At 42.2% G+C, this 23,814-nt stretch carries 20 protein-coding genes; 6 read left to right on the top strand and 14 right to left on the bottom strand.

The features are described 5' to 3' along the window. Positions 1-18 precede the first annotated feature (18 nt). The 5 genes from HWQ43_RS16610 to HWQ43_RS16590 form a co-directional block, all read right to left on the bottom strand. Complete coding sequence (locus HWQ43_RS16610; protein WP_292735882.1) at positions 19-852, bottom strand: hypothetical protein; 834 nt, start codon at positions 850-852, stop codon at positions 19-21. Positions 853-1,281: 429 nt separating this feature from the next. Continuing rightward, the gene (locus HWQ43_RS16605) at positions 1,282-4,029 is read right to left on the bottom strand and encodes a hypothetical protein (RefSeq protein ID WP_292735879.1); all 2,748 of its coding nucleotides are present in this window, start codon (positions 4,027-4,029) and stop codon (positions 1,282-1,284) included. Next, complete coding sequence (locus HWQ43_RS16600) at positions 3,983-4,354, bottom strand: hypothetical protein (RefSeq protein WP_099101832.1); 372 nt, start codon at positions 4,352-4,354, stop codon at positions 3,983-3,985. The genes HWQ43_RS16605 and HWQ43_RS16600 overlap by 47 nt, the downstream gene beginning before the upstream one ends. A 14-nt stretch (positions 4,355-4,368) precedes the next feature. Further along, positions 4,369-4,980: a hypothetical protein gene (locus tag HWQ43_RS16595; RefSeq protein WP_292735875.1), complete on the bottom strand. Its 612-nt coding sequence runs from the start codon at positions 4,978-4,980 to the stop codon at positions 4,369-4,371. Between the two features lie 701 nt (positions 4,981-5,681). Further along, positions 5,682-6,872, bottom strand: a complete 1,191-nt coding sequence (locus HWQ43_RS16590; RefSeq protein WP_292735872.1) for a choice-of-anchor tandem repeat GloVer-containing protein — start codon at positions 6,870-6,872, stop codon at positions 5,682-5,684. Positions 6,873-8,271: 1,399 nt separating this feature from the next. Between HWQ43_RS16590 and HWQ43_RS16585 the strand changes: the two genes are divergently transcribed. The 4 genes from HWQ43_RS16585 (at position 8,272) to HWQ43_RS16570 (ending at position 11,052) form a co-directional block, all read left to right on the top strand. Then, the gene (locus tag HWQ43_RS16585; RefSeq protein WP_292735869.1) at positions 8,272-9,552 is read left to right on the top strand and encodes a substrate-binding domain-containing protein; all 1,281 of its coding nucleotides are present in this window, start codon (positions 8,272-8,274) and stop codon (positions 9,550-9,552) included. A gap of 237 nt (positions 9,553-9,789) precedes the next feature. Next, the gene (locus HWQ43_RS16580) at positions 9,790-9,924 is read left to right on the top strand and encodes a hypothetical protein (protein WP_292735866.1); all 135 of its coding nucleotides are present in this window, start codon (positions 9,790-9,792) and stop codon (positions 9,922-9,924) included. 258 nt (positions 9,925-10,182) lie between these two features. Beyond that, positions 10,183-10,611, top strand: coding sequence for a hypothetical protein (locus tag HWQ43_RS16575; RefSeq protein WP_292735864.1), 429 nt, complete (start codon positions 10,183-10,185; stop codon positions 10,609-10,611). A 207-nt stretch (positions 10,612-10,818) separates the two neighbouring features. Further along, on the top strand, positions 10,819-11,052 hold the full coding sequence (locus tag HWQ43_RS16570) for a DUF3134 domain-containing protein (protein ID WP_094350689.1): 234 nt from the start codon (positions 10,819-10,821) through the stop codon (positions 11,050-11,052). Positions 11,053-11,198: 146 nt separating this feature from the next. On the opposite strand, the gene HWQ43_RS16565 is transcribed toward HWQ43_RS16570, so the two are convergent. After that, the gene (locus HWQ43_RS16565) at positions 11,199-12,491 is read right to left on the bottom strand and encodes a murein transglycosylase A (RefSeq protein ID WP_292735862.1); all 1,293 of its coding nucleotides are present in this window, start codon (positions 12,489-12,491) and stop codon (positions 11,199-11,201) included. 118 nt (positions 12,492-12,609) lie between these two features. Continuing rightward, positions 12,610-13,965: a proton extrusion protein PcxA gene (locus HWQ43_RS16560; protein ID WP_292735859.1), complete on the bottom strand. Its 1,356-nt coding sequence runs from the start codon at positions 13,963-13,965 to the stop codon at positions 12,610-12,612. Between the two features lie 78 nt (positions 13,966-14,043). On the opposite strand from HWQ43_RS16560, the gene HWQ43_RS16555 reads away from it, so the two are divergent. Then, positions 14,044-16,224, top strand: a complete 2,181-nt coding sequence (locus HWQ43_RS16555; RefSeq protein ID WP_292735856.1) for a recombinase family protein — start codon at positions 14,044-14,046, stop codon at positions 16,222-16,224. Positions 16,225-16,327: 103 nt separating this feature from the next. Here the strand turns inward: HWQ43_RS16555 and HWQ43_RS16550 are convergent, their stop codons facing one another. Genes HWQ43_RS16550 through HWQ43_RS16525 form a run of 6 tightly spaced genes read right to left on the bottom strand, consistent with a single transcriptional unit; the run spans position 16,328 to position 23,113 of the window. After that, on the bottom strand, positions 16,328-18,301 hold the full coding sequence (locus HWQ43_RS16550) for a response regulator (protein ID WP_292735852.1): 1,974 nt from the start codon (positions 18,299-18,301) through the stop codon (positions 16,328-16,330). A gap of 10 nt (positions 18,302-18,311) precedes the next feature. Continuing rightward, complete coding sequence (locus HWQ43_RS16545; protein ID WP_292735850.1) at positions 18,312-20,444, bottom strand: ATP-binding protein; 2,133 nt, start codon at positions 20,442-20,444, stop codon at positions 18,312-18,314. Continuing rightward, positions 20,441-21,448: an ATP-binding SpoIIE family protein phosphatase gene (locus HWQ43_RS16540; protein WP_292735847.1), complete on the bottom strand. Its 1,008-nt coding sequence runs from the start codon at positions 21,446-21,448 to the stop codon at positions 20,441-20,443. The genes HWQ43_RS16545 and HWQ43_RS16540 overlap by 4 nt, the downstream gene beginning before the upstream one ends. 1 nt (position 21,449) lies before the next feature. Next, positions 21,450-21,896, bottom strand: coding sequence for an anti-sigma regulatory factor (locus HWQ43_RS16535; RefSeq protein WP_292735844.1), 447 nt, complete (start codon positions 21,894-21,896; stop codon positions 21,450-21,452). Further along, positions 21,835-22,248: an STAS domain-containing protein gene (locus tag HWQ43_RS16530; protein WP_292735840.1), complete on the bottom strand. Its 414-nt coding sequence runs from the start codon at positions 22,246-22,248 to the stop codon at positions 21,835-21,837. The genes HWQ43_RS16535 and HWQ43_RS16530 overlap by 62 nt, the downstream gene beginning before the upstream one ends. A 13-nt stretch (positions 22,249-22,261) precedes the next feature. Beyond that, positions 22,262-23,113, bottom strand: a complete 852-nt coding sequence (locus tag HWQ43_RS16525; RefSeq protein WP_292735838.1) for an STAS domain-containing protein — start codon at positions 23,111-23,113, stop codon at positions 22,262-22,264. 40 nt (positions 23,114-23,153) lie between these two features. Here HWQ43_RS16525 and HWQ43_RS16520 point away from each other — a divergent pair, with 40 nt between their 5' ends. Further along, a complete protein-coding gene (locus HWQ43_RS16520; RefSeq protein WP_292735834.1) occupies positions 23,154-23,288 on the top strand; it encodes a hypothetical protein in 135 nt (44 codons plus the stop codon). 48 nt (positions 23,289-23,336) lie between these two features. Here HWQ43_RS16520 and HWQ43_RS16515 read toward each other — a convergent pair whose 3' ends face one another. Next, positions 23,337-23,774 (bottom strand): DUF202 domain-containing protein, encoded by a 438-nt coding sequence (locus HWQ43_RS16515; protein ID WP_292735831.1) that lies wholly within the window; start codon positions 23,772-23,774, stop codon positions 23,337-23,339. Between the last annotated feature and the right edge of the window lie 40 nt (positions 23,775-23,814).

Genomic DNA, 23,814 nt, shown 5'->3' with positions numbered 1-23,814 from the left:
AGTTGTTTTATGAAAATCCTACTTATTAACTTTTCTGCCAAACAAATCTAGTTGAGAAGTCGCTCGTAAAAGTCGCGACGCTTCTGTAGATGTTTCTACTCGGCGAGCGCGATTCGCCTCTTCTGTCTGCTGAGAAATGTTTGCCAAATTTAAGTTAGAGTATTGCAAAGCCTGATTATTTTGTAAAGTCTGACCAAATGTTTCAGCTAAAATTTTTATTTGTTCCTGTTGAATTTTCATCATTTGCACTTGACTAGCACCTAGCAATTCTGCCAATACAGAAATAGCATTTGCAGCTAGATCAGGTGTTTTAACTGCATTAATACTGGTCTTAATTTGAGTAAGAAGTGTATCATTGGTCCCCTCTGTTGCCTGGGCTAATGTCTCAATATCTTCCAGACTTTTCTCTGTATTTTCTAACTTCGTTTTTGTCCGAATTTGTCCATTTTTACCAAGAACACCTACCGCTACTCCACGGGTCATTATACGATTAAGTTCATTGCTAACTAAATTTCCGCGCACTGCTGAATTATTCTCAAAACGACTTGATTTCGCATCTGAATTATAAGAATAGTTAATTACATCATCACGAATTTTTTGTCCCGCAGCGACGGGGTTAGGTATCCTCAAATCTCCCTTAGCATTCTCAATCGCAATTCGACTCTGACCTTCTTCTAAAGTGTTTAAGGTATCCTTAACATTATTATGTTGAAAGTAATCTTGCATATCTTTGGAATATGATTGAAAGTCAGTCCAAACCTGACCTAATCCGCTCGTCTGAACTTGTGCTACTGCTGGTAGTATTGCCAGGGATGATAGCAAGGTAAAAGTTAAAATGGTAGTTTTTCGCATACATCTGTGCCTAAGAAGGTAAACTACATTATATAGTGAGGTAAAAATTTAGCTTTTGAACCGTGCTAATTTTATGTTTTGGATAATAGAATTAGTTTTTCGGTTCAATCCCCGACGCTATTCTAAAATCTAAAATTCCTAAGAGGTTGTTTGAAAAATGGTTGGCTGTGATTTTAATCACCCCCCTTAATCCCCCCGATGCATTGGGGGGAGACCGGAAATCTAGTTCCCTCCCCTTTCCAAGGGGAGGGTTAGGGTGGGGTAAAAAATATTTGATACATCAATCATGACTTTTCAAACATCCTCTAAGCTATAACCAAAAATGGGTGCAGTAAATCTAAAATACGCTCGTAACTCGCTAATGCTACTCTATCGGAAATCTAAAATCCAAACTTCTTTGATTCAGTATTAACTACTTACATAACTCAATTAACTACTACGTAGAGTAGCCACTAATTGACGCGCAAACGCAGAAATTGCTTCATATTTATCGCTATGAAGTTGCATCATTTGGCTACGTGCAGTTTGTTCATAAGGGTTATTAGCAACTGCTGCCAATTGTTCGTAACCTGGATAGTAACGGCAGAATGTATAAATACCGTTATCATCTAATAACCATTGGCTATAAACACCTTCTTTGCGCGGAAAAAAGCTTTCTGAGGCATTACGAGAAATAACTTGGCGGGGATATTTCAAGATGTCTGCAAAACTATCTACTGCAACTGGCTGAATGCGTCCAATCAATCGTGTTGTCAGGTTTTGCAATATTTTCGATGCAGCTTTAGATTTAGCAATGGTGTCAGGGTCTTGTCCTGATAAGATGACTCTGATACCGGCTTTAGCGCCGTTCGCACAAATTCTACCAACTAAATCAGAAATTTGCTCGAACTCAAACAAAATTGGTGCTTCGTCGATAAAGAATATGGAAGCTGGACTGCCTAATGCGCGTCGCAGTGCGGCTGAATAAGCACTCAAGGATAGTACGGCTGCATCTTCACTATCTGATAGGTTTCTGAGAGCAAAGACTAAAAGTTGTGCATCGGTAGGAAAGCTGGATGGTGCAGAAATGGCTTGTCCCACGCGGCTAGAAAGCCAAAATCGTAAGCGCAACTGAATTTGACTGAGAGCATCTTCGACTCTGCCAGTTAAAGAACTTAGCTGCAAGTGTTCTGGTGAGCAGAAAAAGAGAAAATCTTTTAAAGTGGGGGTTTTCTGCCAAGCAAGAGTGCCAAATCCTCCCTCCATCGCCTGTCGATATCGCTCTTTGATACCCTCATCTCTAAAGAAGGCTTCTAAAGCGAGGTTGAGCAGCGATCGCACGGTTTGCGATAAAATTTGACTTTCAGTCGACGATCCTAAAACCATTGTCATTAACGCTGATTCCAGGAAGGCGGTATAATCGTTAAAGCGATCGCGCTGTTGTTCTACTTCTAGCGATCGTAAATCTGGCTGTTCAAATAAGTTATTCGATTGTTTGGAAATATCAAAATAGGCTCCATTCCCCTCCATAAACTCTGTATAGTCAGTGAAAGTAGATGTCCCATCAGGTTTCGGGAAATCTAACGCCACAACCGGAATCCCATGCGCCAAAGCCTGAGTTAAAATCCCTGACACCAACACCGATTTACCAGCACGAGTTGTCGCAAACAAAGCTAAATTTTTGTGCTGATTAAATAAATCTAAATGTATGGGTGTTCCACCTTCTTCAGCAATCAACTCAAAGCCTTTTTTGTCACCTTTTTTGGTTAAAACTAGAGGCATTAATCCCGGAACTTCACTGGTTAAATATAGCTGGCGGCGGTTGAAAGGTGTTGCTAATAAACCCTCCCAAACTATTGGTAGAGTTTGCAGCCAAATTTTCCAGGCATATTCAGTTTCCCTAATTACTCTGGCTGGACGTTGAAAACAGTTTTCAATATATCTTGTCGCCTCATCTAATTTTTCTAAAGTTGGACGATGTACTAAAATAGCGACACTCGTATAAATCGGGACTGCACCTTCAAATAACTGTTCTTGCGCCGCTACCGACTTTTTTAACTTTAATTGAGCGTTGACATCAATAGTTTTACTTTTTTCTTGAGCCATAATCGTTGTCATGTTTGACTGCTTCAGCACTCGTTGCAGAGTCGTTTTTACCAATGCTGGATTGGCAGCAGTCAGCTCACAAAAAATTTCTGTATCTACTACTGTTTCTCTGGCCAACAGTTCCCATAAATAGCGCAGTTGAGTCGATTTATTCGGCCAACCACCGGGTTTTTCCAGAAATGACAGTGCGCCAATGTAACGATTATTAACATTTACCCAGCGGCGATCGGCACAAGGTACACTAGATTCCATCAGCAAAGTTGTGCCGTGGATATTCTCTAGAAGTAATTTAGTACTAGCTAAATCGGAATTAACTTGTTCGTGTAATCCTTCTTCATCTAAAGTCATTAACTGGGGAATAGCTATTGGCTGCGTATCATTAAACCTTTTCCAGATTTCCCCCCAGAGTTCATCAGCAGTCAAAGGTTTGACATCCAATCCCATTTTGTTAGATAAGATTTGTTCCCAGCGGAGAAAACCCTGGTTATAAGCATTTGTAATCAGGGTTTCGATACGTTGGTTTTCTACTTCTAAAAGATCGCCTTTAAATTTCAACCACCAGGATTCAGCTTTGACTAAAAGCTTTTCTATCCAATCATCTGCGTGTTGCGAGTTAGATTCAATGGTGTAAGTTACATAAATCCGCAAAGATTTAGGCTTACGAATTCCAGAAATAGTCAGTTCTTTAACTCTGGCTCTCTCTGCCATCAACAAATATTTGATGTCTCGCGATGATGCATTTTTGATTAATGTTGCTAACTCTTTTTGGCGCTCTTTGTCTGAACTAAAAGAACCCAAGTGTAGCGTCATCCTTTCACCACTAGGAATGTCTTTTAATCCAGCTTCAATGTTATTAAAAAGTGTATCAATTTGTTCAGGTCTTAAGGTAGTATGAATTCCCTTACAATCAAAACCAAAAACAAAGCAGAACCGATCTTTTTGAGTACCTTTTGTCAACAGGTAAGCGCCAATATCACGTCCATTCATTGCAACACGCAGCATTGTCGCCAAGTGCAAGGCGTCTTCAAATGGCGTTAATCTACTTTCATTTCCGGCGATGCCGACGCTTTGTTTTCCGATTTTTTGCTTCATGGTTAACTTCCAGTAAGCTTTGATAACGAGCAAAGCCTCGTGTCCAAGCGGGAACGCCAATAAATTTACTTAAAAAACTCCAACTCCTACCACCAGTTAAAATCCACCAAGTTCCTATTCCCCAACCAGTCATTAGTACTGTCCACAACCATTTTTGAAACTCTTCTTCAAAAAGACCCCCAAAAATTCCATTGATAATAAAGTAGGAGGCTAAGGCTATTACCGTCCAAGGAAGAATTTGATCGGCAGGGATTGGCCCTAATGAAGGTTGACTTCCCAGAACCTGATTGACTGGACGAAATTCTTGTTCCCGCTCTTGAGACATTTGAAATATTTGAATTATCTACTGCTATCGCCGATTACAAAGCGTGTGAGTACATCAGCAATGGTAACAGCAACAACCACTAATAGGGGAGTTCTGGCGATGCTTTGCCAATCTTCATCTTTACGCACTGCATTAATCACACCAACTAGGGAGATTGCAATATAAAGTAAGTAAATTGCCCGTAACACATTAAATATCAGGCTTACTGGTGTGTCGCTAGCACCAGCATTGTTTGATGTTAAGGTTTTTTTGAAAAACTTTTCAGCTTCCCCAAAAAACTGTGCTTGTGCGGGGGCTGCAAACCAGTCTAACCAATATAAACTCAGAACAATCGCTGCTGCTAAAATTTGTAATAATATTAGCGATCGCCTTGGTAAATTCACTTGCTGCCCAATTTGCTGGATGATGACTGCAATTAAACTACCAACAAGTAAACAAAAGACCAGAATAGGACTTTTGAGGCTGATAACGCTAACCAATACAGCACAAGCAATCAAAAAAGGTACAGATTCAAGCAGAATAGTCAGACAGGATTTAAATGCCAGTCTTACCTTGTGAGATTCTTTCGCCGCACTACCTGTTAAAGCTTTGAAAAAGTTTCTCTCGTGAGAACTTTGTCTAAACATTTGCTAATTTTCCTATGTGTACTATAATCAATCCTTGTATCTAATTTTACGATTACTACAATTCAACATACTTTAACATCATTCATTATTAATCAAATTATAAACCTGTAGTAAAGTTATATATTCTACATCAGTATTCTGAAGTTAAGTTAACATGATATTAAGATTTGTCTAAAACTAAATTTCTCTGATTTGAAAAGCTGGATTGCAAATATCGAGATTGAACTGTTATAGTCCTCTCGATTTTGATAATTTTCTCAATCTTCTCATACAGATAGCCTCGATAAACCGACTTCAAAGCCTTGACTTTCTCTACCTATACAGGTATTTTAGCGAACTGCTATAAACATTTCAGACTTGTAAGCTAATCGTCATTTAAATTGCATCATTTTCATGGTAAGAAAAGCTGCAAACCCTCTCCCTTGCTCCCTGCCCCCTGCCCCCCTGCGATCTCAATGTGCTTTCTTATATGCTTAACAGCTTATGTACACCGTAGGCTTATTCTTCGGGAAGACCAAGTGTAGCTTTGGCTCTTTGGAGTACTTCGGGTTTAAGCAAGTAATCAAGGGAACATGATATGAAACAGTATTGAGTCACCGAAATTCAAATACCTGCCTTGAAAAGTTTAGATCGATTGTAGAAAAATGGTAAAGGTTCAAATGTACTTTTTACCATTTTCTACACCCCAATTAGATTTGCAACTAAATTACAAACTTAAACACAGTTCCTAGATTAGAAGTACCGCCAAAAGAGGCAGTACCGTAAAAGGCACCATTCGAGAGCTGAATTAGCGTGGACTCTGGCGTTGCCCCATTAGTGCCATTAAAACTAATTAAGCCGGTAATGGTTGCCCCAGTCAGCTGATAGATAACTCCTTTGTTATTTGCCCCACCAGCAGAAGCTGTGCCATAGAAGTTACCATTGCTTGCTTTTATGAGTGCAGCCGTTGGGTTGGCCCCATTGGTGCCATTAAAACTGGCAACTAAAACGGGTGTACCGCCACCGAGTGGAACCTTGAATACAGCTCCTTTATTGTTGACTCCACCCAGTTTAGCGGTGCCATAGAGGAATCCACTAGATTCAATTAATGCAGACTGCGGATTGGCTCCATTGGTGCCACTAAAGCTATATGAAGTAAGTATTCCTGCGGGAGTTAACTTGAATACAACTCCTTTAGCACTTGCTCCACCGGCAGAGGCGCTGCCGTAGTAGTTTCCATCGGTAGCCAGTTGTAATCTTGCTAATGGAGTTGCCCCATCAGTACCGCTGAAGCTTCTGATGGTGGTGAGTGCCCCGGTAGTGGGCGAAACCTTGAATATAGTTCCTTTATTATTGCCCCCACCTGTAGAGCTTGTGCCCCACAAATTGCCATCAGTACCTGTAATCAGTCGGCCTGCTGGGCTGGCCCCATTAGCGCCTGTGAAATTCGCAAGAGTTGTCAGGGTTGTAAAAGCTGTTTTCGCCAACTTAAACACACTGCCGAGGTTACTTGTACCACCTGTAAAGGTCGCCCCATATAAATTGCCATCGGCTGCTTGAAATAATCTAGCGACTGGATTAGTCCCTTTGTTGATTCCAGAGGTTCCGGTGAAGTTTATCAGTGTAGTCAGAGTAGTGAAAGCAGTAGGAGTTAACTTGAATGCAGTTCCTTTGCCAGAAGTGCCACCAGCAGAAGTAGTTCCATAAAGATTGCCATCAGTACCGTTGCCTTTAAGTACACCAGCTCTTGGTGTAGCTCCGTTGGTGCCGTTGAAATTTACAACAGTAGTCAATGTTGCAGCAAAGGCTTGCTGGAAGGGTAGTATTAATGAAGAAGCCAAAACAGTCAAAGAAGTAAAAATCAATACCTGATTTTTGGTCTGGTGTTGTTTGTACAGATTAATCTTGTTCATTGAATACCTCAAAAAAGTTTAGTAGAGACGGAATGGTAGCTAGTTATTACGGATTTTGTGATGGCTGCTACTCATGACTAATACCAATTTGAAAAATGATTGCTACAAAGTAGGTTAGGAAGCCACTGCTGTCGAAGGGTTTCCCAGCTTTTCTGCGTTTAAGCAAGCTACGCCTAACCTCTACCTTTGGGTGAAAGGAGAAGCAATTGGCGTCAAAAGGACGAAACCCAAAGCCCCAACATCTTGTATATGTTGAGTTTTATCCCGTAATCTAAGAGATATTGCTACGACTCAATCTACGTATTGAGCGCATTTTTATCTAAAATTGGTATAATTTGTCAGCTTAGGCATTAATGAGAAAATGCCTGAAATGTTGGTATAGCCCTATTTGAAAAGGACTCAGAAAGCCTGTTTTACCTACACCACAAAAACCGTACTAGCACTGAGTCAATAACGTGAATGGCACGATTAATGATTTCGTTCGGTAGCATAAACCATTATTTATGTTTTTGATGTCGTGAAAAACACAAAAAACAGTGAAAAATCCACGATTTTGACAGAATATAGTCATAAAACTCGAATTAAAACATTCATATAGTGGTTTTTTTGTCAAGCAATTAGTAAACTCTATTAAATACTGATTAAGACCTCTAAAAAATCTTAATAAGCAAAATTACATATTAAGTGAAAGCTTTTGATTTTCCTCTGAAGAAAGTAATAAAAATGCTATAAAAACCGCTTTTAAAAAACCTCTAAATTCCCAAAATATATTTAAGCTTTTTAATCATTTCATAATGTAATCATGACTTCAGCTTTACCTTCACATTATACTGTTGATTTCGTTGGCAAAATTTAACAGCTATTACCTATAGCAGTTATAAAAAAAATCGTGGAAGTCTGAATTTCTTTACTTCGGACTTAGCGGTAGTTTGTAATAAACTGCTGTATATCTACATTAAAGAAATTGATTTCCATACCTCAGATAAAATTGCCATCCTCAATAAGTAAGTGGGTAAAATTAAACATGGCTTTTTAAAAGGTAATAAGAGACTGATAGATAATAGTAATTGAACGATGATTCATATTACCTAATAACTGCTTTCTTATAGTGAAGCCATTGAATATTTATACAAACTTACTTTATGAATGTAGAGTTTTTAATTAGCAAAAAATCATGTATTAGGGTGGATCAGCAATAGCTTAATGCCCTCTAATACTTGAAAAGCTTACCTTGATTTTGCTCTATATTTTTCATAATTTTGTATCAATTTATAGTTTGTTAATAACCTTTGCAATGTTCATTATTTATGCATATAAAAGGTTATTTACAATCGTCAATTTGACACTTGATTTTGATTTGATAGGCGTTGAACCAGAAATTAATTTGAAGGAGCTTGACATGACTTTTTATCCTAATCGTCAATTGACCTATTTAGCAAGTTCAATTTCTGTACTTGCTATAGCAACTGGTTTAGTAGTAGGTCAATCTGCTACTCATAAATCTCTAGCTCAGACCTCTACCACTCCTCCCCCAACTGGAGTAACTTCTATAAATGGTGCAGGTGCAAGCAGTATAACTACTTTGTTTATAGGTACAGGAACTACCTCTCCTTTTGATCCGAAAGGCTCATGGTTTAACACTTACGGTGTTGGAAATCCTTCAAGCCTCAATCCTCCTGGCCCAGTAAATGCGGCTGTCACATTCAGATATGCTTCGGTTGGTAGTGGTAAGGGCTTAACAGCTTTTTTCACTCAAACCGTACCAGTTGGTAGTCCTACTATCAATCGCCCTGTCTCTTTTGCAGCTAGTGACGACCCCGTAGTCGGAACAGAAAAAGTTAGTGGCAGTCCCAATAACGCTGGCACGGCCGCAAATGCATACGTCCAAGTACCTGCAATCACCGTTGGAATCGCCTTAGCTTATAACCCCACTGGTCTAAACGTGCCAGCAGGTGGAATTAAGCTTTCACGAGCTACTTACCTTGGTATTCTTAAAGGCAACATCATAAATTGGAATGATGCCAAAATCAAAGCAGATAACGGCGGCGCAACAATAGCAAATAAGCCCATCGTTCTAGTATATCGTAGTGACGACAGCGGTACTACTTTTGCTTTAAGCAGTCATCTCAAGGCGGCATTTCCTACATGGAACAGAGGAACTGGTAAAAAAAGTATTGTTGGCTCTGTACCCTCAACAATACCAGCCGATACAGTTATTTGGCCAGTCGGTTCCAAAGGTGCTACAGGAGGTGGAGGTGTAGCCACCACGATCGCTACCACTCCTGGTGCAATTGGTTATGTGGATAGTGCTACGCAGTTAGCTAAGAATCTGAAAGCTGCTCTCTTGCAGAACAAGGCAGGTACTTACAATGCCATTTCACCAACTACAATTTCAAATGCTTTTGTCGGTGCGAGTGACCAAGATGCAAATGCTCAACGGATTAAACTCGTAGTTACCGATCCAACAGCTGCAAATGCTTATCCCATTGTTACCGCAACTTACGTGCTATTTTATGATAAATACGCAGACGCTAAAGTAGCAGCTGGTATTAAAGGATTGATCGGTTGGGCTTTCGGAGCAGCCGGGGACACTATCGCTAAAAATCGGGGATATGCTCCTCTTCCCTCTGCCATTAAAACTCTGTCTCAAAATGTTGTGAATACTTACGTCAAACCATAATTGGGTGAATACTGTTTTTGATATTATCCTCGCTTGTATCCTTTAGATTTTTACATGTCTTGACAAAGATATGAAAGTTATACCCCAGGATTATATTTATAATCTTGGGGATTTATTGAGGCGATGATTTGATCTCAATAACTGCTAATAATGCTCTGATTTAACAAATTTAAGTCATTATTAGCATTAATAGTCAAGCGTTTTAGAAGTTTATTTCATTCAACTAGAGATAGGAAATTGAGTACCCTTGAAGTTTATAAGTTGATGGGTATAAATAAATATTCAGATAGTTTGCGATCGCGATCGCTTTTAGGTATTCACCGATGCTGTCAGGTGAAGCGATCGCAGGATTTGGCGGCAACTATGTTATGATTTTATTATGTTGAGAAATATTTTCGGTCATGTAATTGACTATATAGACCCCTTTCCGAATCTAAATCTCTACACCCTTTGATTCTGAAGGTGTTTGATGTCATAAGTATTTCAAAAATTGGAATTTGAGTTAGCCGAGATGTATTGCAATGTCTCGTGTGACACTGATACACCTAGCTGTCAAAAAAATGTGCTAAGAAGAACGGACAAGTCTAGTGTGTCAAACACGCAGACAACATACGGATACTACTGGAACTTATGCCCACGGATATAATTACTCGTCCTGAGTCCCTCACTGAAGATTGCTTTTTTACTTACGCCCTTGGGACTGATTTGCACGATACTAATTTAACAGCCAAATATTTACGGCGAATCAGAAAAGAAGATAAACCATATATCGACATAGCTGTTTCTCCCAGACCTGGCTATCGGTTTGAGGTTTGTCTTATCCCTGTCGAAGGGTTTGCTCAAGAAACAATATTGACAAAAGACGGGTTCGCCAAAGCTTTAGCGATTATTTGTGCTGTATCTAATAAAGCTAGGAAACGATTCCCTTCAGGAAATGGACAAGAAATAGTCCGGTGTCAATTTAGTAACTTAGCTGATGCAGTCGCTGTAGCTAATAGACTGTCTGCATTACCCTCTGATATGTATGAAACTCTCGTCAAGGTCCCAAATGCTTTGTAATATTATATATTGCATCTGCTGAAATATTTATTATTAAAACTGACACCAGGACATTTTAATGGTATGTAGCTAAATGGACTTGAGACAAAACTTCAATGGGTCATATTTTGTCTGTTGAGAAAAGACTTGTCATACAAGACTTTTAACCTTAATGTACAATTTTGACGTTTTTGTACGCTAACCTGTAGTTTAAAGTGAGCTTTTTTTATGCCTATTAGTCCTTTGCGTGAAGAACCTCGTAACCAGCGAGCGCCTGTAATTCGTACAAGTAATGAATTTATTCTCTTGGAATGGCTGAAGTCAACTGGTCGTCTAATCGAACGCGAACATCAAGAATCTGAGTATTTAACTGAAGTAGAAGAAATTTCCGAAATGATAGACCTTGACGATATCCCTTACGATCATGATGATGATGATGCTGAAATGGATTTAGAAGCCTAGTAGCGTAATTTGTAATTCGTAATTCGTAATTACTATATGCGTAAGCGTTTCATTGATTTGGAATGGGTGCTTCATTTTCACCAAAAGGCTAAAATTCCTGACTTTTTAGAGAAGTCGGGAATTTTAGTATTAAAATGGCAGTGTGTTTAATTTTTGGACTTGAGTAAGAGATAAAATAATTGTCCATTGCTGACTGTAACACCAGCGCGATCGCCTGCTATTTTCCCAGTACCTAAAAAATAATCCACTCTACCTGCACCTTTAATTGCACCTCCGGTATCTTGGTCAAGAACATAGCGGCTAATAATGCGCTCCTGCATTTTTCCGGTAGGATTAACGAAGGGAATGGAAGCGCGAATCAACGCTAAAGCACCAGGAGGCATGAGAGATTTATCTGTAGCAATAGAACGCTCTGCTGTTAATGGTACGTTGATCGAACCTTGGGCTGGCTCACCGTGATTTTCTTGAAAAAAAACAAAGCTGCGATCGCGCGGAATATAAATATTTAATTCTTGGGGATGTTTTTGGAAATAATCGAGAATAATCGGCATAGTTACGCCTTCTTGCGGTAATTTGCCATCATTAACTAATTCTCGTCCAATACTTTTGTAGTTATAAGCAGTGTTACCCGCATAGCCAATTGTAGTTTGAGTACCATCGGGAAGCTGAAGTTTCGCTGAACCTTGAATTTGAGCTAGATATGGTTCAAGGCGAGAGCGAAACCAAAACAACTCTAATCCTCGCAACTTACCTTTTGCACTTTGCAAACCATCTGCTCCTTCTAACTCCTCGCGTGTCGGATGAGGCTTAGTCCAGGAGTTAAAATCAGGAGGTAAGCGATAAACAGGATAGCGATATTCTGTTGTGGAGACGCGACTGGCTGCGTAAAGTGGCTCATAATAAGCGGTGAATAAAACGGAACCTTGGTTATCTTTACCGACTGACTGATAAAGAACGAATTCTCGCTCGATAGCTTGATGTAATTCTGTTGCAGAATTGGTTTTTAATAGGAGTTCGCGGAATCTTTGTAAGCTTTTGATGACGCGATCGCGCGTAATCCCAGCCACCGGATAGTTTTGATAAGCAACCGCAGCATTAGCTGTTTGCAGATATTGGAGACTGCGAGCGATCGCACTTATCAGTGCTTTTTTCTCTGCTATTTTGCCATAAATTACTTCATCCAAACAAGAGGTATCACTTTGACAACAAGTAATTGGTAGTCTTTGGATTAATGGTAATTTTTGCTTTTGTGGAAATACATTTTGATTTTCAGCAGTCAAGGACACTGGGATATGCCACTTTTTCACCTGACATTCTGGCGAAATGAGTTCTTGATGCGTCAAAGATTGCATCCGCACCAGTAAAATCGACAAAACTACAGGTAAGCTGATAGCGATAATTTTGTTAAATTTTCCTAACCCAGCAGCTATCTTTTTCATTAAAATTCAAAATTTTTAAGATTTTCCCACCTCGTTCAAATTCCAAAATTAAAAACGAAAAAAATTTTAATTGTTTCACAACACCAAAAATTGTACCCAATGCCCAATGCCCAATGCCCTATTCATTCATATTACGGTAAGTCGCCACAGCCGAAGGCGATATCCGGTTCAAATATCGGAAGATCCAATACTTAAAGATAGTATCTAAAATCACCGGAAATGTAGCAATAAATAAGAAGATAAAATCTCTATTTGCCGGTAATCCCCAATGGCGTGATACTCCTTCTAGCAGTACTTCCCAGCCATGAGGAGAGTGGAATCCTACAAAGATATCAGTAAACAAAATAATGATAAATGCCTTCGCACTATCACTAAGTCCATAGACAATATTATCAAAGAAATCTTTGAGTACAGCAATAGAAGACTTACTAACTAGCAAAAGCCAGATAAAAGCAACTACCGAGAACATATCTGCAAAAACATTTTTGATAGCACCAGAACTTTCGTGACGAAATTCTTCAGCCAGCTCTTTTGCCTTATTTTTCATTTCAGTCTCCATCTGCTCAGGTAACATTGGAGGGGCTTTGATAATAAGATTTTCAAACTTGAGTTTTTCTTCAAATCTTTGTAATTCTAAAAGGGCTTCCTCTTCCATTTCGGAATTGAGAAATATTTGTATTTCCTGAGTGCTTCTAAACTTCTCAATAATTGGCCCGACTACGAAAGCTTTTGCTATCTGATGTGTTAAAAGTGGTATGATAATTAATAGTAAGATAAACCTGAGAGATATTATTGTTCTTTTCTGAGTTTGACGAAAACTCTGAATTACTTCTTGTTCCGAATTAGGGTCTAATTCAACTTGCAGACGACTGATAGTACTTAAAATAGAACGAGGTAAAACACCCATTGTATCGGTTTTACTCTTGCCTTTTGGTTTATTATTTAAGTCTTGATTTGGTATTTTGGGTGGTAATGTTGGAGTTTTGACGAGCAGCGATTTTTCGTCAGATGTGACAGAGGTAACTGGGAGATTTGGAGGTTGTACTACTAAAGCTTTGGAAGTTGTTTGATCGGAACTTGTTGTGTATTTAGATATAACTTGGTCGATATAGTTTAGCTTTTCTAAAACTAAAGAAGGACTTAGATACTCTATACCTGCTTTCTCGGCAGCTTTTTGATTCTCTTCATTTAAAAACCAACGGCTTCCTCTAAACTCCGTCAACCGCATCCTGGCAATTTTTAATAGCTTGTTGAGGTCTGACTCAAAATAATCCATCACACTGTTACTGTACATGGCCGAGTCAATGTCTATTTTATTACCATTGAAATGCTTATTTTCTATTTCCTGAATTTTTAATGCTGCATTGTAAGCTTGATCTAAAGAACGTTCAGGAGTCTGTAAGTACCATCGATAAGCAGCAAGTAAGAAAGAATAGATTTTTTGACTAAAAACAGAGTTTTTCATTGCAGACAATCATTCAGCATTGTTTGGTGACTATTAACCTTAAGTTAACGCACGAGGTATACTAACAAATCTACAAGGAGAAAGTTTGTGGTTTCTCATTCGGTTTGGATTGTTGGCACTAGCCGCAGTGGTAAGACAGCTCGCTTAGTAGAGCAATTTTGTAATTGGGTAACATCGGAAAAAGAATATACTGAATCATTTTATACGAAAAAAACAGGACGTAAAAAAACTGGTCATGTACCCGAATTTTTATATCTTAAACAAACAGAGCCAGGAGTTTTAGTTTTAGCTGCCAATGATGATAATCGTCGAGAACTAGGAGATATAGTTGTTACCTCCACCTTGGGTAAATATCCGGTTCGTGCCAAGACGCCACTAGGTTTTTTTCAGGATGAAGTCATTTTATTTTGGCCGTTGCTGATTAACTCGTTGAACCTGAAGGCACAGTTTCCGGTAAGATTGCGACCAGAAACGGAGCAAGAGTTAGCAACCAAACTTTGGCGTCCCCAATTAGACGAAGAAATTTTACGTATTGCGGGAGTGAATGAATCTCGCTTGGTGCGTCGTATTTTGGACTTATTACAACTAGCAGCTAACAGTGGTATACCTTGCGAAGATATTGCCCAGATTTTGGCCAAAGGTTTGGGGGAAAATGCCACAACTTTAGAGCCGGAATTTTTGGCATCTTTGCTGCTAGATTGGCGTAATTGGTGTTTAGAGAGGGGTTTACTGACTTATGGGATTATTACCGAACTTTATAGTCAGCACTTATTAAGCGATCGCAACTACCAACAGCACCTAACTAAACGCTATCAGGCAGTACTGGCGGATGATGTCGATGACTATCCTAGCGTAGCGCGTCTTTTGTTTGAGTTGCTATTAGATCGAGGTGCCGTTGGCGCATTTAGTTACAATCCTGATGGTGCGGTGCGATTGGGATTGGGAGCAGATCCTAACTATTTAGAAGGGTTAGCAGAGCGTTGTCGGGTAGAAATCTTGAATGGGCCGCCTCCAGAGTCTCTGAGCGAGCAACTGACTAAACAGATGGTGGAATTAGTCACAGAACCGATGGTAATGTTGAGTTTACCGAAAACAGTGCATTCAATTCAAACCACCTCCCGCGCCCAATTATTGCGGCAAACAGCAGAGGAAATTGCTAATGCCATTCAATCGCAGCAAGTGCAACCGGAAGAAGTGGCGATTATTGCACCAGGTTTAGATGCGATCGCTCGTTATACTCTAGTAGAAATCCTCGTCAAGCAAAATATCCCAGTAGAATCGCTGAATGACCAACGTCCCCTAATTAGTTCGCCCATCATTCGCGCCTTACTCACCATGCTGGCACTAGTTTATCCCGGCTTAGGACGCCTCGTAGATCGGGATGCCGTCGCAGAAATGCTGGTTGTATTGAGCAGGAAACAACAACCACCAGAAAACTCTACAGACGCGATGAATCGCGTCTCTACAAATATTGATCCGGTACGTGCTGGTTTAATTGCAGATTACTGCTTTGTACCCCATCCCGATCGCCCCAACTTGCTACCAGTGTCAGTCTTCGAGCGCTGGGATCGAATCGGTTATGCAGCGACTACAGCCTATAGTGAAATATTAGAGTGGTTAGAACAGCAGCGATCGCAACAAGAACTGCGGTTAATTCCTAGTCCCATTTCCCTTTTAGACAGAGCAATTCAGCGCTTTTTATGGAATGGTAGCAATCTCCCCTACGAACAACTAGCAGCATTGCGGGAATTATTAGAAACCGCCCAACACTACTGGGAAATTGACACTAGGTTACGACAAATTGCCCCAGTTGAGACAACGCCTCACACAACTATTATTGAATTCATTCAACTACTGCGACGTGGGACGATTACCGCCAACCCTTACCCTGTGCGTCCCATTGGTGGAGCGAGAAAGGCTGTCACCTTAGCAACTATATTTCAATATCGATCTAGTAGGCGATCGCATCAGTGGCATTTTTGGCTGGATGCTGGTTCACCTCTATGGGCGAAAGGTGGTGCAGCGACTTTGTTCGGTGCGCCATTTTTTCTGCGAGACAGGTTAGGCGAACCTTGGACAGCAGAAGATGAGAAATTGGCAGAAGAACAACGACTACGAAGAATTTTGACAGATTTACTCTCTCGTGTATCCGAGAGAGTTTATTTGTGTCACAGCGATTTAGCAGTGAATGGACAAGAGCAATTAGGGCCGCTGTTACCCTTAGTGAATGCCTGTGTGACGGTTATTTCTGAGGCTAATGTTAATTGAGTACAACTTTATATCGCAAGATATCACAAGGTGTAGTTAAAATAGAGCGATTTCTGATGACAAGACGCTTTGCGTCTACACATCCTCTCAAAAATTCAGGTTGCTAAACCGTTACTATCGTCAAAATAGCCTGTATTAAAACTTCTAGCTCAATTGGTTTAGAAATATGCTGTTGAAATCCAGCAGCTAGCGCCTGTTGTCGATCGGTTTCTCCTGCATAAGCAGTTAGAGCGATCGCTGGAATTTCTCTGCCTCGATCGGGTGACTGCTTTCTAATTTGACGAATTAGTGTGTAGCCATCCATATCGGGCATACCAATATCACTAATTAACAAATCAAATTTTGTTTGCATCAAGATGTTTAGAGCATCATGTGCTGAGTCCACTTCAGTCACTTGTGCCCCGTACTGTTCTAGCACGAAGGCAATGAACTCCCGCGAATCTTTGTCATCGTCTACAAGCAGCGTTTGCAATCCATTGAGATTTAAATCTGAGCGATCGCGATCGGCAGTATTAACTTGATTTAATTTTGAAGCAGTGATCAGTGGAAGTTTGACTGTAAATACTGCTCCTTGCCCTTCTCCAGGACTGGCTGCCTGAATAGTTCCGCCGTGCAATTCAACCAAATGACGCACGATGGCTAACCCTAACCCCAACCCGCCAAATTTTCGCGTCGTTGTCCCATCGGCTTGGCGGAAGTAGTCAAAGACGTAGGGCAGAAAGTCACCAGAGATCCCTCTACCAGTATCGCTGACAGTGATTTGAGTGTATTCCGCAGAATGGGTATCTACTTCATCCTTGATTGTTTCTAACCGCACCTCTACTCGACCACCCTGTGAGGTAAATTTAATCGCATTAGAAAGTAGATTCCAAACAACTTGTTGCAGGCGACCAGAATCACCCAACACTGGCCCAACATTCGGTTCAAATATTGTTTGAATCTGAATGGATTTAGCTTCAGCAGCCAGCCGCACGGTTTCAAGGGCAGCTTTGATAGTAAAATTTAGACCGACTGGAACTGTGTTTAAACTCAACTTACCTTGGAGAATACGCGACACATCGAGCAAATCTTCGATTAGTTGTGCTTGCAGTTTCGCGTTACGCTCAATCGTTTCGAGGGCGTACTGAGTTTTGGCTGCATCCTGGTGACTCTTTTGCAGAATTCTTGCCCAACCCAGAATCGGATTCAAGGGCGATCGCAATTCATGAGACAGCACTGCCAAAAACTCATCTTTGATGCGGTTGGCTTGCTGCGCTTGTTCAGTCTTTTGTTGCAAAGAAATCATTAGTTGATTGAGGCGATCGTTTTGCTCTTGCAGCAAGGCTTCTGCTTGCTTACGTTCGGTGATATCAGACAAGATGAAAACGGCGCCTGTAAGAGTCCCATGCCCATCAATTACCGGATCAATGGTTTTGGCAAACCAGCGTTCTTGGGACTGAAATTCGAGAATTTGCCGTTGGTGAGTTGCTTTCGCACGGCGAAAACAAGTGCCATCGCCGATTCCCAATTTTGCGCCCATCAGTTCGTGGTGGGCATAACCTAAGATTTCGTGGGAGGGCTTGCAAAAAAGCTGCATCATCGCTCGATTACAGCGCATAATTATCCCTTCTCGGTCTACCAGAGAAACGCCGTCGTTCATCGAGTCAAAGGTGGTTTGCCACTCCCGCGCTGAGGACAAAGCAGCTTCTTCCGCCCGACGAATTCGCAGCAGCGATCGCAAAGTGGCAAGCAGTTCAATTGGTTCAACGGGTTGCACCAGATAAGCATCAGCACCGCTATCCAAGCCTTCTGCTTTATCTTGGCTTTGGACAAAACTTGCGGAAAGGTGTAGCACAGGAATAAAAGCCGTTTCCGGGTTTGCCTTAATTTGGCGACAGACTTCAAAACCGCTGATATCTGGTAATTGGACATCTAAAATTACTAAGTCAGGCTGAAAGTTAGCAACAGCTTCTAAGCCTGTCGTTCCAGTTGCCGCTTCCACGACACTAAAGCCTGCATTTTGCAAAATCCGAGTAACAACGTAACGATTGGCTTCGTTATCGTCAACATGCAGGATCTTAACCCGTGGCTCAGACATGGCTTTTCCCTTAAACCTCTAGAACAAGTCCGGCTTTGACGAGCGCATCTTGAAGTTGAGCAATCGCCGTGGTTTGAGAGCCTGTTTCTTTGGAAACAATGCCTATGCTTTGTTCCGCTAATCGGCTATGTGCTTCTGCATCCAGTTGGGCAGATGAGTGAATAATCACAGGAATCGACTGAGTGACGGAATTGTTTTTAAGCTGCTTGAGTACATCAAACCCACCGATCTCTGGCATCTCCAAGTCCAGCACGATCGCGTTTGGCTGCTCTTGTTGTGCCAAATTTAATCCTTCTTTTCCATTCGCAGCTTCTAAAATACTCAACGGTGTATTTATTAACAACTGTTTCACCAGATACCGATAGGCGGAGTCATCGTCAATTAACAAGATTTTTTGAGGCTTGTTCTTACTAATTAGCCTATTGAGTTTGTTCAACAGCGGCAATCTGTCTACCGGCTTAATTAGAAAACCGTCTGCTCCTAGCGCCAGTGCTTGCTTCTCGTTATCAATGATGGTAATAACAAGTACAGGGATATTACGGGTCATTTCATCCCCTTTGATTTCTCGCAAGAACGTCCAGCCGTTTTGCCCCTCCAGCAGAATATCTAGCATAATCGCCGCCGGTCGAAGTTTTTGTAAGGCAAGCCTTGCCTGAGCTAAGGTGCGGGTAGCAATCAATTGATAGATTGATTGCTGAAGGTGCTTTTCGTAAATAAATAGGGTTTCTGGATGATCTTCAACCACCAGAATCGGCAGGCGAGTTGGCTCAACTGATGCGATTGGTTGCAGTACGGTGGTCAATTCGGTGGCATCTGGGTAGACGATGGGAATCAAGGCTGTAAACGTAGAGCCTACACCTGGCTGACTTTTTACCGAAATGCTGCCGCCGATTAGCTCCGCTAGCTTGCGCGATAACGGCAATCCTAACCCGGTTCCCTTCACCTGCTTTTGCAGAGGGGACTCAATTTGCATAAAATCTTCAAAAATCCGTTCTCGATCGGCGGGAGCAATGCCGATGCCCGTATCAGATACAGAGAAAATGACGGTATGACCCGTTTGCACAGCGCTGACACGCACCTCTCCCTGCTCGGTAAATTTGAGGGCATTCGAGACAAAGTTTCTCAGAATTTGAGCGACTTTCCCCTCATCGTTATAAAGGGGCGGAATGTTTTCAGGTTCCTCAACAATCAGCGTCACAGAGGAGCCTTGAACCAATAATGGGCGCAGCATCCCCCGCAGCGTGCCAAACAATTCACTAACTTCAAAGGAACTGGGATGCACTTCAATTTTCCCAGCTTCCACCTTTGCCAAATCCAGCAAGTCGTTGACCAGTTCTGATAATCCGCTTGCCGCCTTTTGGATGAATGTCACCTGCTTCTCTTGCTCGATGGTCAAATCGCCATCCATCCGTGCCAACAGCATCCGAGAGAGGGACAAAATCGAGTTGAGGGGTGTACGAAACTCGTGGCTCATGTTCGAGAGAAAGCGGGTTTTTAGCTCGTTTACCTGTTGCAGGGAGCTGGCTTTCTCATCCAGTTCTGCATAGAGGGCAACCACACCGCGATTGGTATCTTCCAATTCCTGATTGAGTTGGCTCAGTTCTTCCTCACGCTTCCGTAGCTCTGCCATAGCCCGGAGTAATTCCTGGTTTTGCTGCTGGACTTCTTGATAGGGATTTTCAGGCGATCGCCCAATTACGGTTTCTCGAATCTGCTGCAATTGCGAATCGGTGAAAGTAGGTGTGCGCTTCGACAATCTTTTGCCGATTGTTACCGTTGTTCCCTGCTCCGGCAGCGATTCAATCTCGAAGAAATCCATCAATCTACGAGTACCCACGATGCCTAGCCCCGCTCCCGTATCAGAGGTGTAGCGTCCGGCCAAAACATCTGCTAAATCAGGAATGCCCCCACCCCGATCCTGAATCCGAATCAGAAACGCTTGCGGCTCTCCTGCCACAGAAAATTCAACTGTTCCACCTTGGGCATATTGAAAGGCGTTGCGGGCAATTTCGGAAACTGCCGTTGCCAATCGCGCCCGATCTTGAGCATCAAAGCCCAACTGCTCGGCGATCTCACGAGTTCGTTGCCGAGCTTGCACAACATCCTGTTCGTACTGGATGGCGATCGTGAAAACGCTTGTCATCTGACCATTCCTTTCGCAACTAACACCGTCACATCATCCCGCTCTCGGTTAAAGTCTCGGTATAGCACACCTGCAATTAGGCTGGGATGTTTTTGAATTAAGCCGGGATAGCGATCCATCTGCCACTTAGCGCCTAATCCGTCAGAATGCATAATTAAAACTCCGTTGGCATACCAGGGATAGCTAAACTCTTGAATTTTGCGGATTTCATGTCCGACCGTCCCATTGTGAGATAGCAGATGGCGATGCTCAGTAAAGGAGAAAATGCTAGCAGCAATATTGCCAATTCCAGCAAAGCGGATAGATTGTTGGTCAAAGTCGATTTCAGCAATGGCGAGTGCTGCTCCTCGGGTACTTCGCAAGGCGGCGTGGGCAGCTTCGACGATCGCACCAGGAGAACGATGAAGATGTTCTTGAAACATTCTCACGGCTGCGGAAGCCGCAGAAGCCGCCGCAGGCCCATGCCCTAAACCATCAGCTACTAACAACAGGCTACGACAACAATCGACTTCCGATGCCCAGGCATCTCCTGAAACCTCTTCTCCTCGTTTGGGCAAACAGATCGCTCCAATTTCTAAAAACTTTTCAGGTTGATGGGGTGCTGGGTCTGGCCAGAGGTGAGCCAAGAGCGCTGTGCCTTGGTTGGGAATGGAGTAAATTTCAAATAAACCAGAAAGGCGACGAATTGCACCCATACCATTGCCCAAAGTTCCGGCTGTGGAAAAGCCATCTTGCAAACACTCATCCACATCGACCATTCCCCGTCCTTTATCTAGCGATAAGATTTCAATGCCAATTCTGGAATCTTCCTTGAGCGATCGCAGCAACACGACTCCGCCGTGAGCGTGCTGTACCAGATTGTTCGCAATTTCTGTCACCACAATCCCAACCTTGCCCCGTTCTGTTTCCTGAAAACCGAGCCGAGTTGCTAAACCCATCGCTGCCCGTCTGGCCTCCCCAGTTTGGCTAGATTCAGTAATTGTGACGGCGACAGATTCTCTCATTTTATTTCCATCGTACAATTATTATCCGTGTCCCTTCTCCCACCGCAGACTGAATCTCAAACTCGTTAGCAAGTCGTTTAGCACCACCCAGCCCCATACCTAACCCGCTGCCCGTAGTGAACCCATCCTTTAGTGCCAGTTCGATATCGGAAATTCCCGGCCCTTGATCTTCAAAGGTCAGCCGGAGTCCTCGTCGTCGCCCTTCCTGAAGCGTTTCTAGCTTGACTGTGCCGCCCCCTCCGTAGTCTAGGGTATTGCGGGCTAACTCACTAGCGGCGGTGATAATTTTAGTTTGGTCTACTAAGCCAAAGCCAATTTCCACGGACAGCTGGCGCACGGCCTGCCGAACTAAAACTACATCTGTAGAAGATTGAATGTCGATCGTTTCAGTCTTCTGCATCATCATCTGCACGCCATTTATTGGCAGTGATTTGATTTGTGGTTTCATTGAATGACGATTGCAACAATGCCATACCCTTTTCGACGTTTAGGGCAGTGCGAATCCCCGTCAGCGAAAGCCCCAATTCCACTAGGGTGATTGCCACAGCAGGCTGCATCCCGACGACAACTGTCTCAGCATCCAGCACCCGTGACATTCTGGCAATGTTCGCTAAAATCCTCCCAATGAAGGAATCAACAATATCTAATCCCGAAATATCAATCAGGACACCGTGAGCGTGAGTTTGAGTGATGCGGTTTGTCAGGTCTTCTTGTAGCGTGATGGCGAGGCGATCGTGCATATCTACTTGGATTGTCACAAGTAGAAAATTGCCCATTTTGAGTATAGGAATGCGTTCCATTGCTTTCTTCCAGCTATTTGGATTGAGAGCGGGTAATGGTCGTTCCTAACCGTTTTAGCGCCGTCAGAAAGGCATCGGCTAACGTTGCCTTTGTTGTGACATTAGCCAAATCAATACCGAGATAGACGATTGTTTGGGCAATTTGAGGACGAATGCCACTGATCATACAATCAGCTCCCATGAGACGGGCGGCAGTAACAGTCTTGAGCAGATGTTGAGCAGTCAGGGTATCGACAGTGGGAACCCCGGTAATGTCAATGATGGCAACTTCGGAACTGGTTTCGACAATCTTCTGCAATAACGATTCCATCATCATTTGAGTCCGGGCACTATCCAGAGTGCCGATTATTGGCAATGCCAAAATTCCCTCCCAGAGTTTAACCACGGGGGTAGACAGTTCCATCAACTCTTCCTGCTGCCGCAAAATCACCTCTTCCCGCGCCTTTTGATAGATTTCAATGGTCAGCAATCCTAGCTGATCTAGTAAGTTTGTGGCTAACCAGATATTTTCACCCAACTCAATCGGGTCTTGCAATTGCTGACGCATTCGCTTGAAGAGGGGTTGCTTGAACGAAAAGACGAATGTAGCCGTTTCTGAGGGTGTGAAACCATTTTGCGATCGCGATCGAGAAATGCTGTTGAGCATCTCTCGCATATCTTGCCACGCTGCTGCCTGAATATTGGTAAAGTTGCCCCGTCCAACGGCAATCCGAAACAAACTCAGGAATTCTCGGCACTCCTCTTTTAGCTGGGCTTCTTTAATCAAGCCTCTGCGAATATTGACAATGGCAAGTTCCTGAGTCCACTCCGACAGCAAGTCTGCCTCGAAGCTTTCTAATATCTCTGATATCTTACTTTCACTCATCGTTTCTGTGAGGGCAACCGCTTTCGTTAGTTAAAAATCAGTGTATGACGATTCAGTCCAAGGTGAAAGTGATGATTACAAAAAGCCTAAAAGCTTGCTAGATATGAAGTGCGATAAATTGGGCAGACATAGAGCGATGCCTGGGTTAGGCTACGCCTACGCTAAGATTGATTAAGAATCGGCAAAAAAGTTACAAAAAAATGCACTCGTCTAAAAAGTGTATTTAATGCAAATTTCGGGACTGTGGTTGCATGGGAACCGGAGAACGAGAAGGTACTTTATCGCGCCATAGGAGCAAAGGAATACAGAAAAATCCCAAAATAATTACAACTCCAGTCATGATCCAAACCATTAACCTATTTGGTCTATAGTTCCCTGTTTCAATTTGCCAGAAAACTTGGTTGTATCGCCATGCAGCTAAGGCAATAGTCGAAATTCCAAAAATTACCAAAGCAACACCCAAATTTTCCGAGTTAGATAATGGACTTACCGGAGGTTCTTGTTGAGTAATAGCAGTATTCAACTGACGCAGAAATATACCAAATCGCGCGATCGCAAAACCAAAGCCAATCAATGCAATAGAAGTGCGTAGCCAAGCCAGAAAGGTACGTTCATTCGCTTGATGCTCCCTTTGACGGTCAATTTTCGGTATTTTATCCATAATTATCTTCTGAAGCTAACAGGACTTACGCAACTGGCAC

The organism is Nostoc sp. JL31, assembly GCF_017114965.1.
GTDB lineage: Bacteria > Cyanobacteriota > Cyanobacteriia > Cyanobacteriales > Nostocaceae > Nostoc > Nostoc punctiforme_A.
This window is presented reverse-complemented; position numbering and strand designations above follow the sequence as displayed.

Excerpts from the sequence above, each read along its gene's own strand:
- HWQ43_RS16610 (WP_292735882.1), bottom strand. The coding sequence starts at position 852 with ATGCGAAAAACTACCATTTTAACTTTTACCTTGCTATCATCCCTGGCA.
- HWQ43_RS16605 (WP_292735879.1), bottom strand. The coding sequence starts at position 4,029 with ATGAAGCAAAAAATCGGAAAACAAAGCGTCGGCATCGCCGGAAATGAA.
- HWQ43_RS16600 (WP_099101832.1), bottom strand. The coding sequence starts at position 4,354 with ATGTCTCAAGAGCGGGAACAAGAATTTCGTCCAGTCAATCAGGTTCTG.
- HWQ43_RS16595 (WP_292735875.1), bottom strand. The coding sequence starts at position 4,980 with ATGTTTAGACAAAGTTCTCACGAGAGAAACTTTTTCAAAGCTTTAACA.
- HWQ43_RS16590 (WP_292735872.1), bottom strand. The coding sequence starts at position 6,872 with ATGAACAAGATTAATCTGTACAAACAACACCAGACCAAAAATCAGGTA.
- HWQ43_RS16585 (WP_292735869.1), top strand. The coding sequence starts at position 8,272 with ATGACTTTTTATCCTAATCGTCAATTGACCTATTTAGCAAGTTCAATT.
- HWQ43_RS16575 (WP_292735864.1), top strand. The coding sequence starts at position 10,183 with ATGCCCACGGATATAATTACTCGTCCTGAGTCCCTCACTGAAGATTGC.
- HWQ43_RS16570 (WP_094350689.1), top strand. The coding sequence starts at position 10,819 with ATGCCTATTAGTCCTTTGCGTGAAGAACCTCGTAACCAGCGAGCGCCT.
- HWQ43_RS16565 (WP_292735862.1), bottom strand. The coding sequence starts at position 12,491 with ATGAAAAAGATAGCTGCTGGGTTAGGAAAATTTAACAAAATTATCGCT.
- HWQ43_RS16550 (WP_292735852.1), bottom strand. The coding sequence starts at position 18,301 with ATGTCTGAGCCACGGGTTAAGATCCTGCATGTTGACGATAACGAAGCC.
- HWQ43_RS16545 (WP_292735850.1), bottom strand. The coding sequence starts at position 20,444 with ATGACAAGCGTTTTCACGATCGCCATCCAGTACGAACAGGATGTTGTG.
- HWQ43_RS16540 (WP_292735847.1), bottom strand. The coding sequence starts at position 21,448 with ATGAGAGAATCTGTCGCCGTCACAATTACTGAATCTAGCCAAACTGGG.
- HWQ43_RS16535 (WP_292735844.1), bottom strand. The coding sequence starts at position 21,896 with ATGAAACCACAAATCAAATCACTGCCAATAAATGGCGTGCAGATGATG.
- HWQ43_RS16530 (WP_292735840.1), bottom strand. The coding sequence starts at position 22,248 with ATGGAACGCATTCCTATACTCAAAATGGGCAATTTTCTACTTGTGACA.
- HWQ43_RS16525 (WP_292735838.1), bottom strand. The coding sequence starts at position 23,113 with ATGAGTGAAAGTAAGATATCAGAGATATTAGAAAGCTTCGAGGCAGAC.
- HWQ43_RS16515 (WP_292735831.1), bottom strand. The coding sequence starts at position 23,774 with ATGGATAAAATACCGAAAATTGACCGTCAAAGGGAGCATCAAGCGAAT.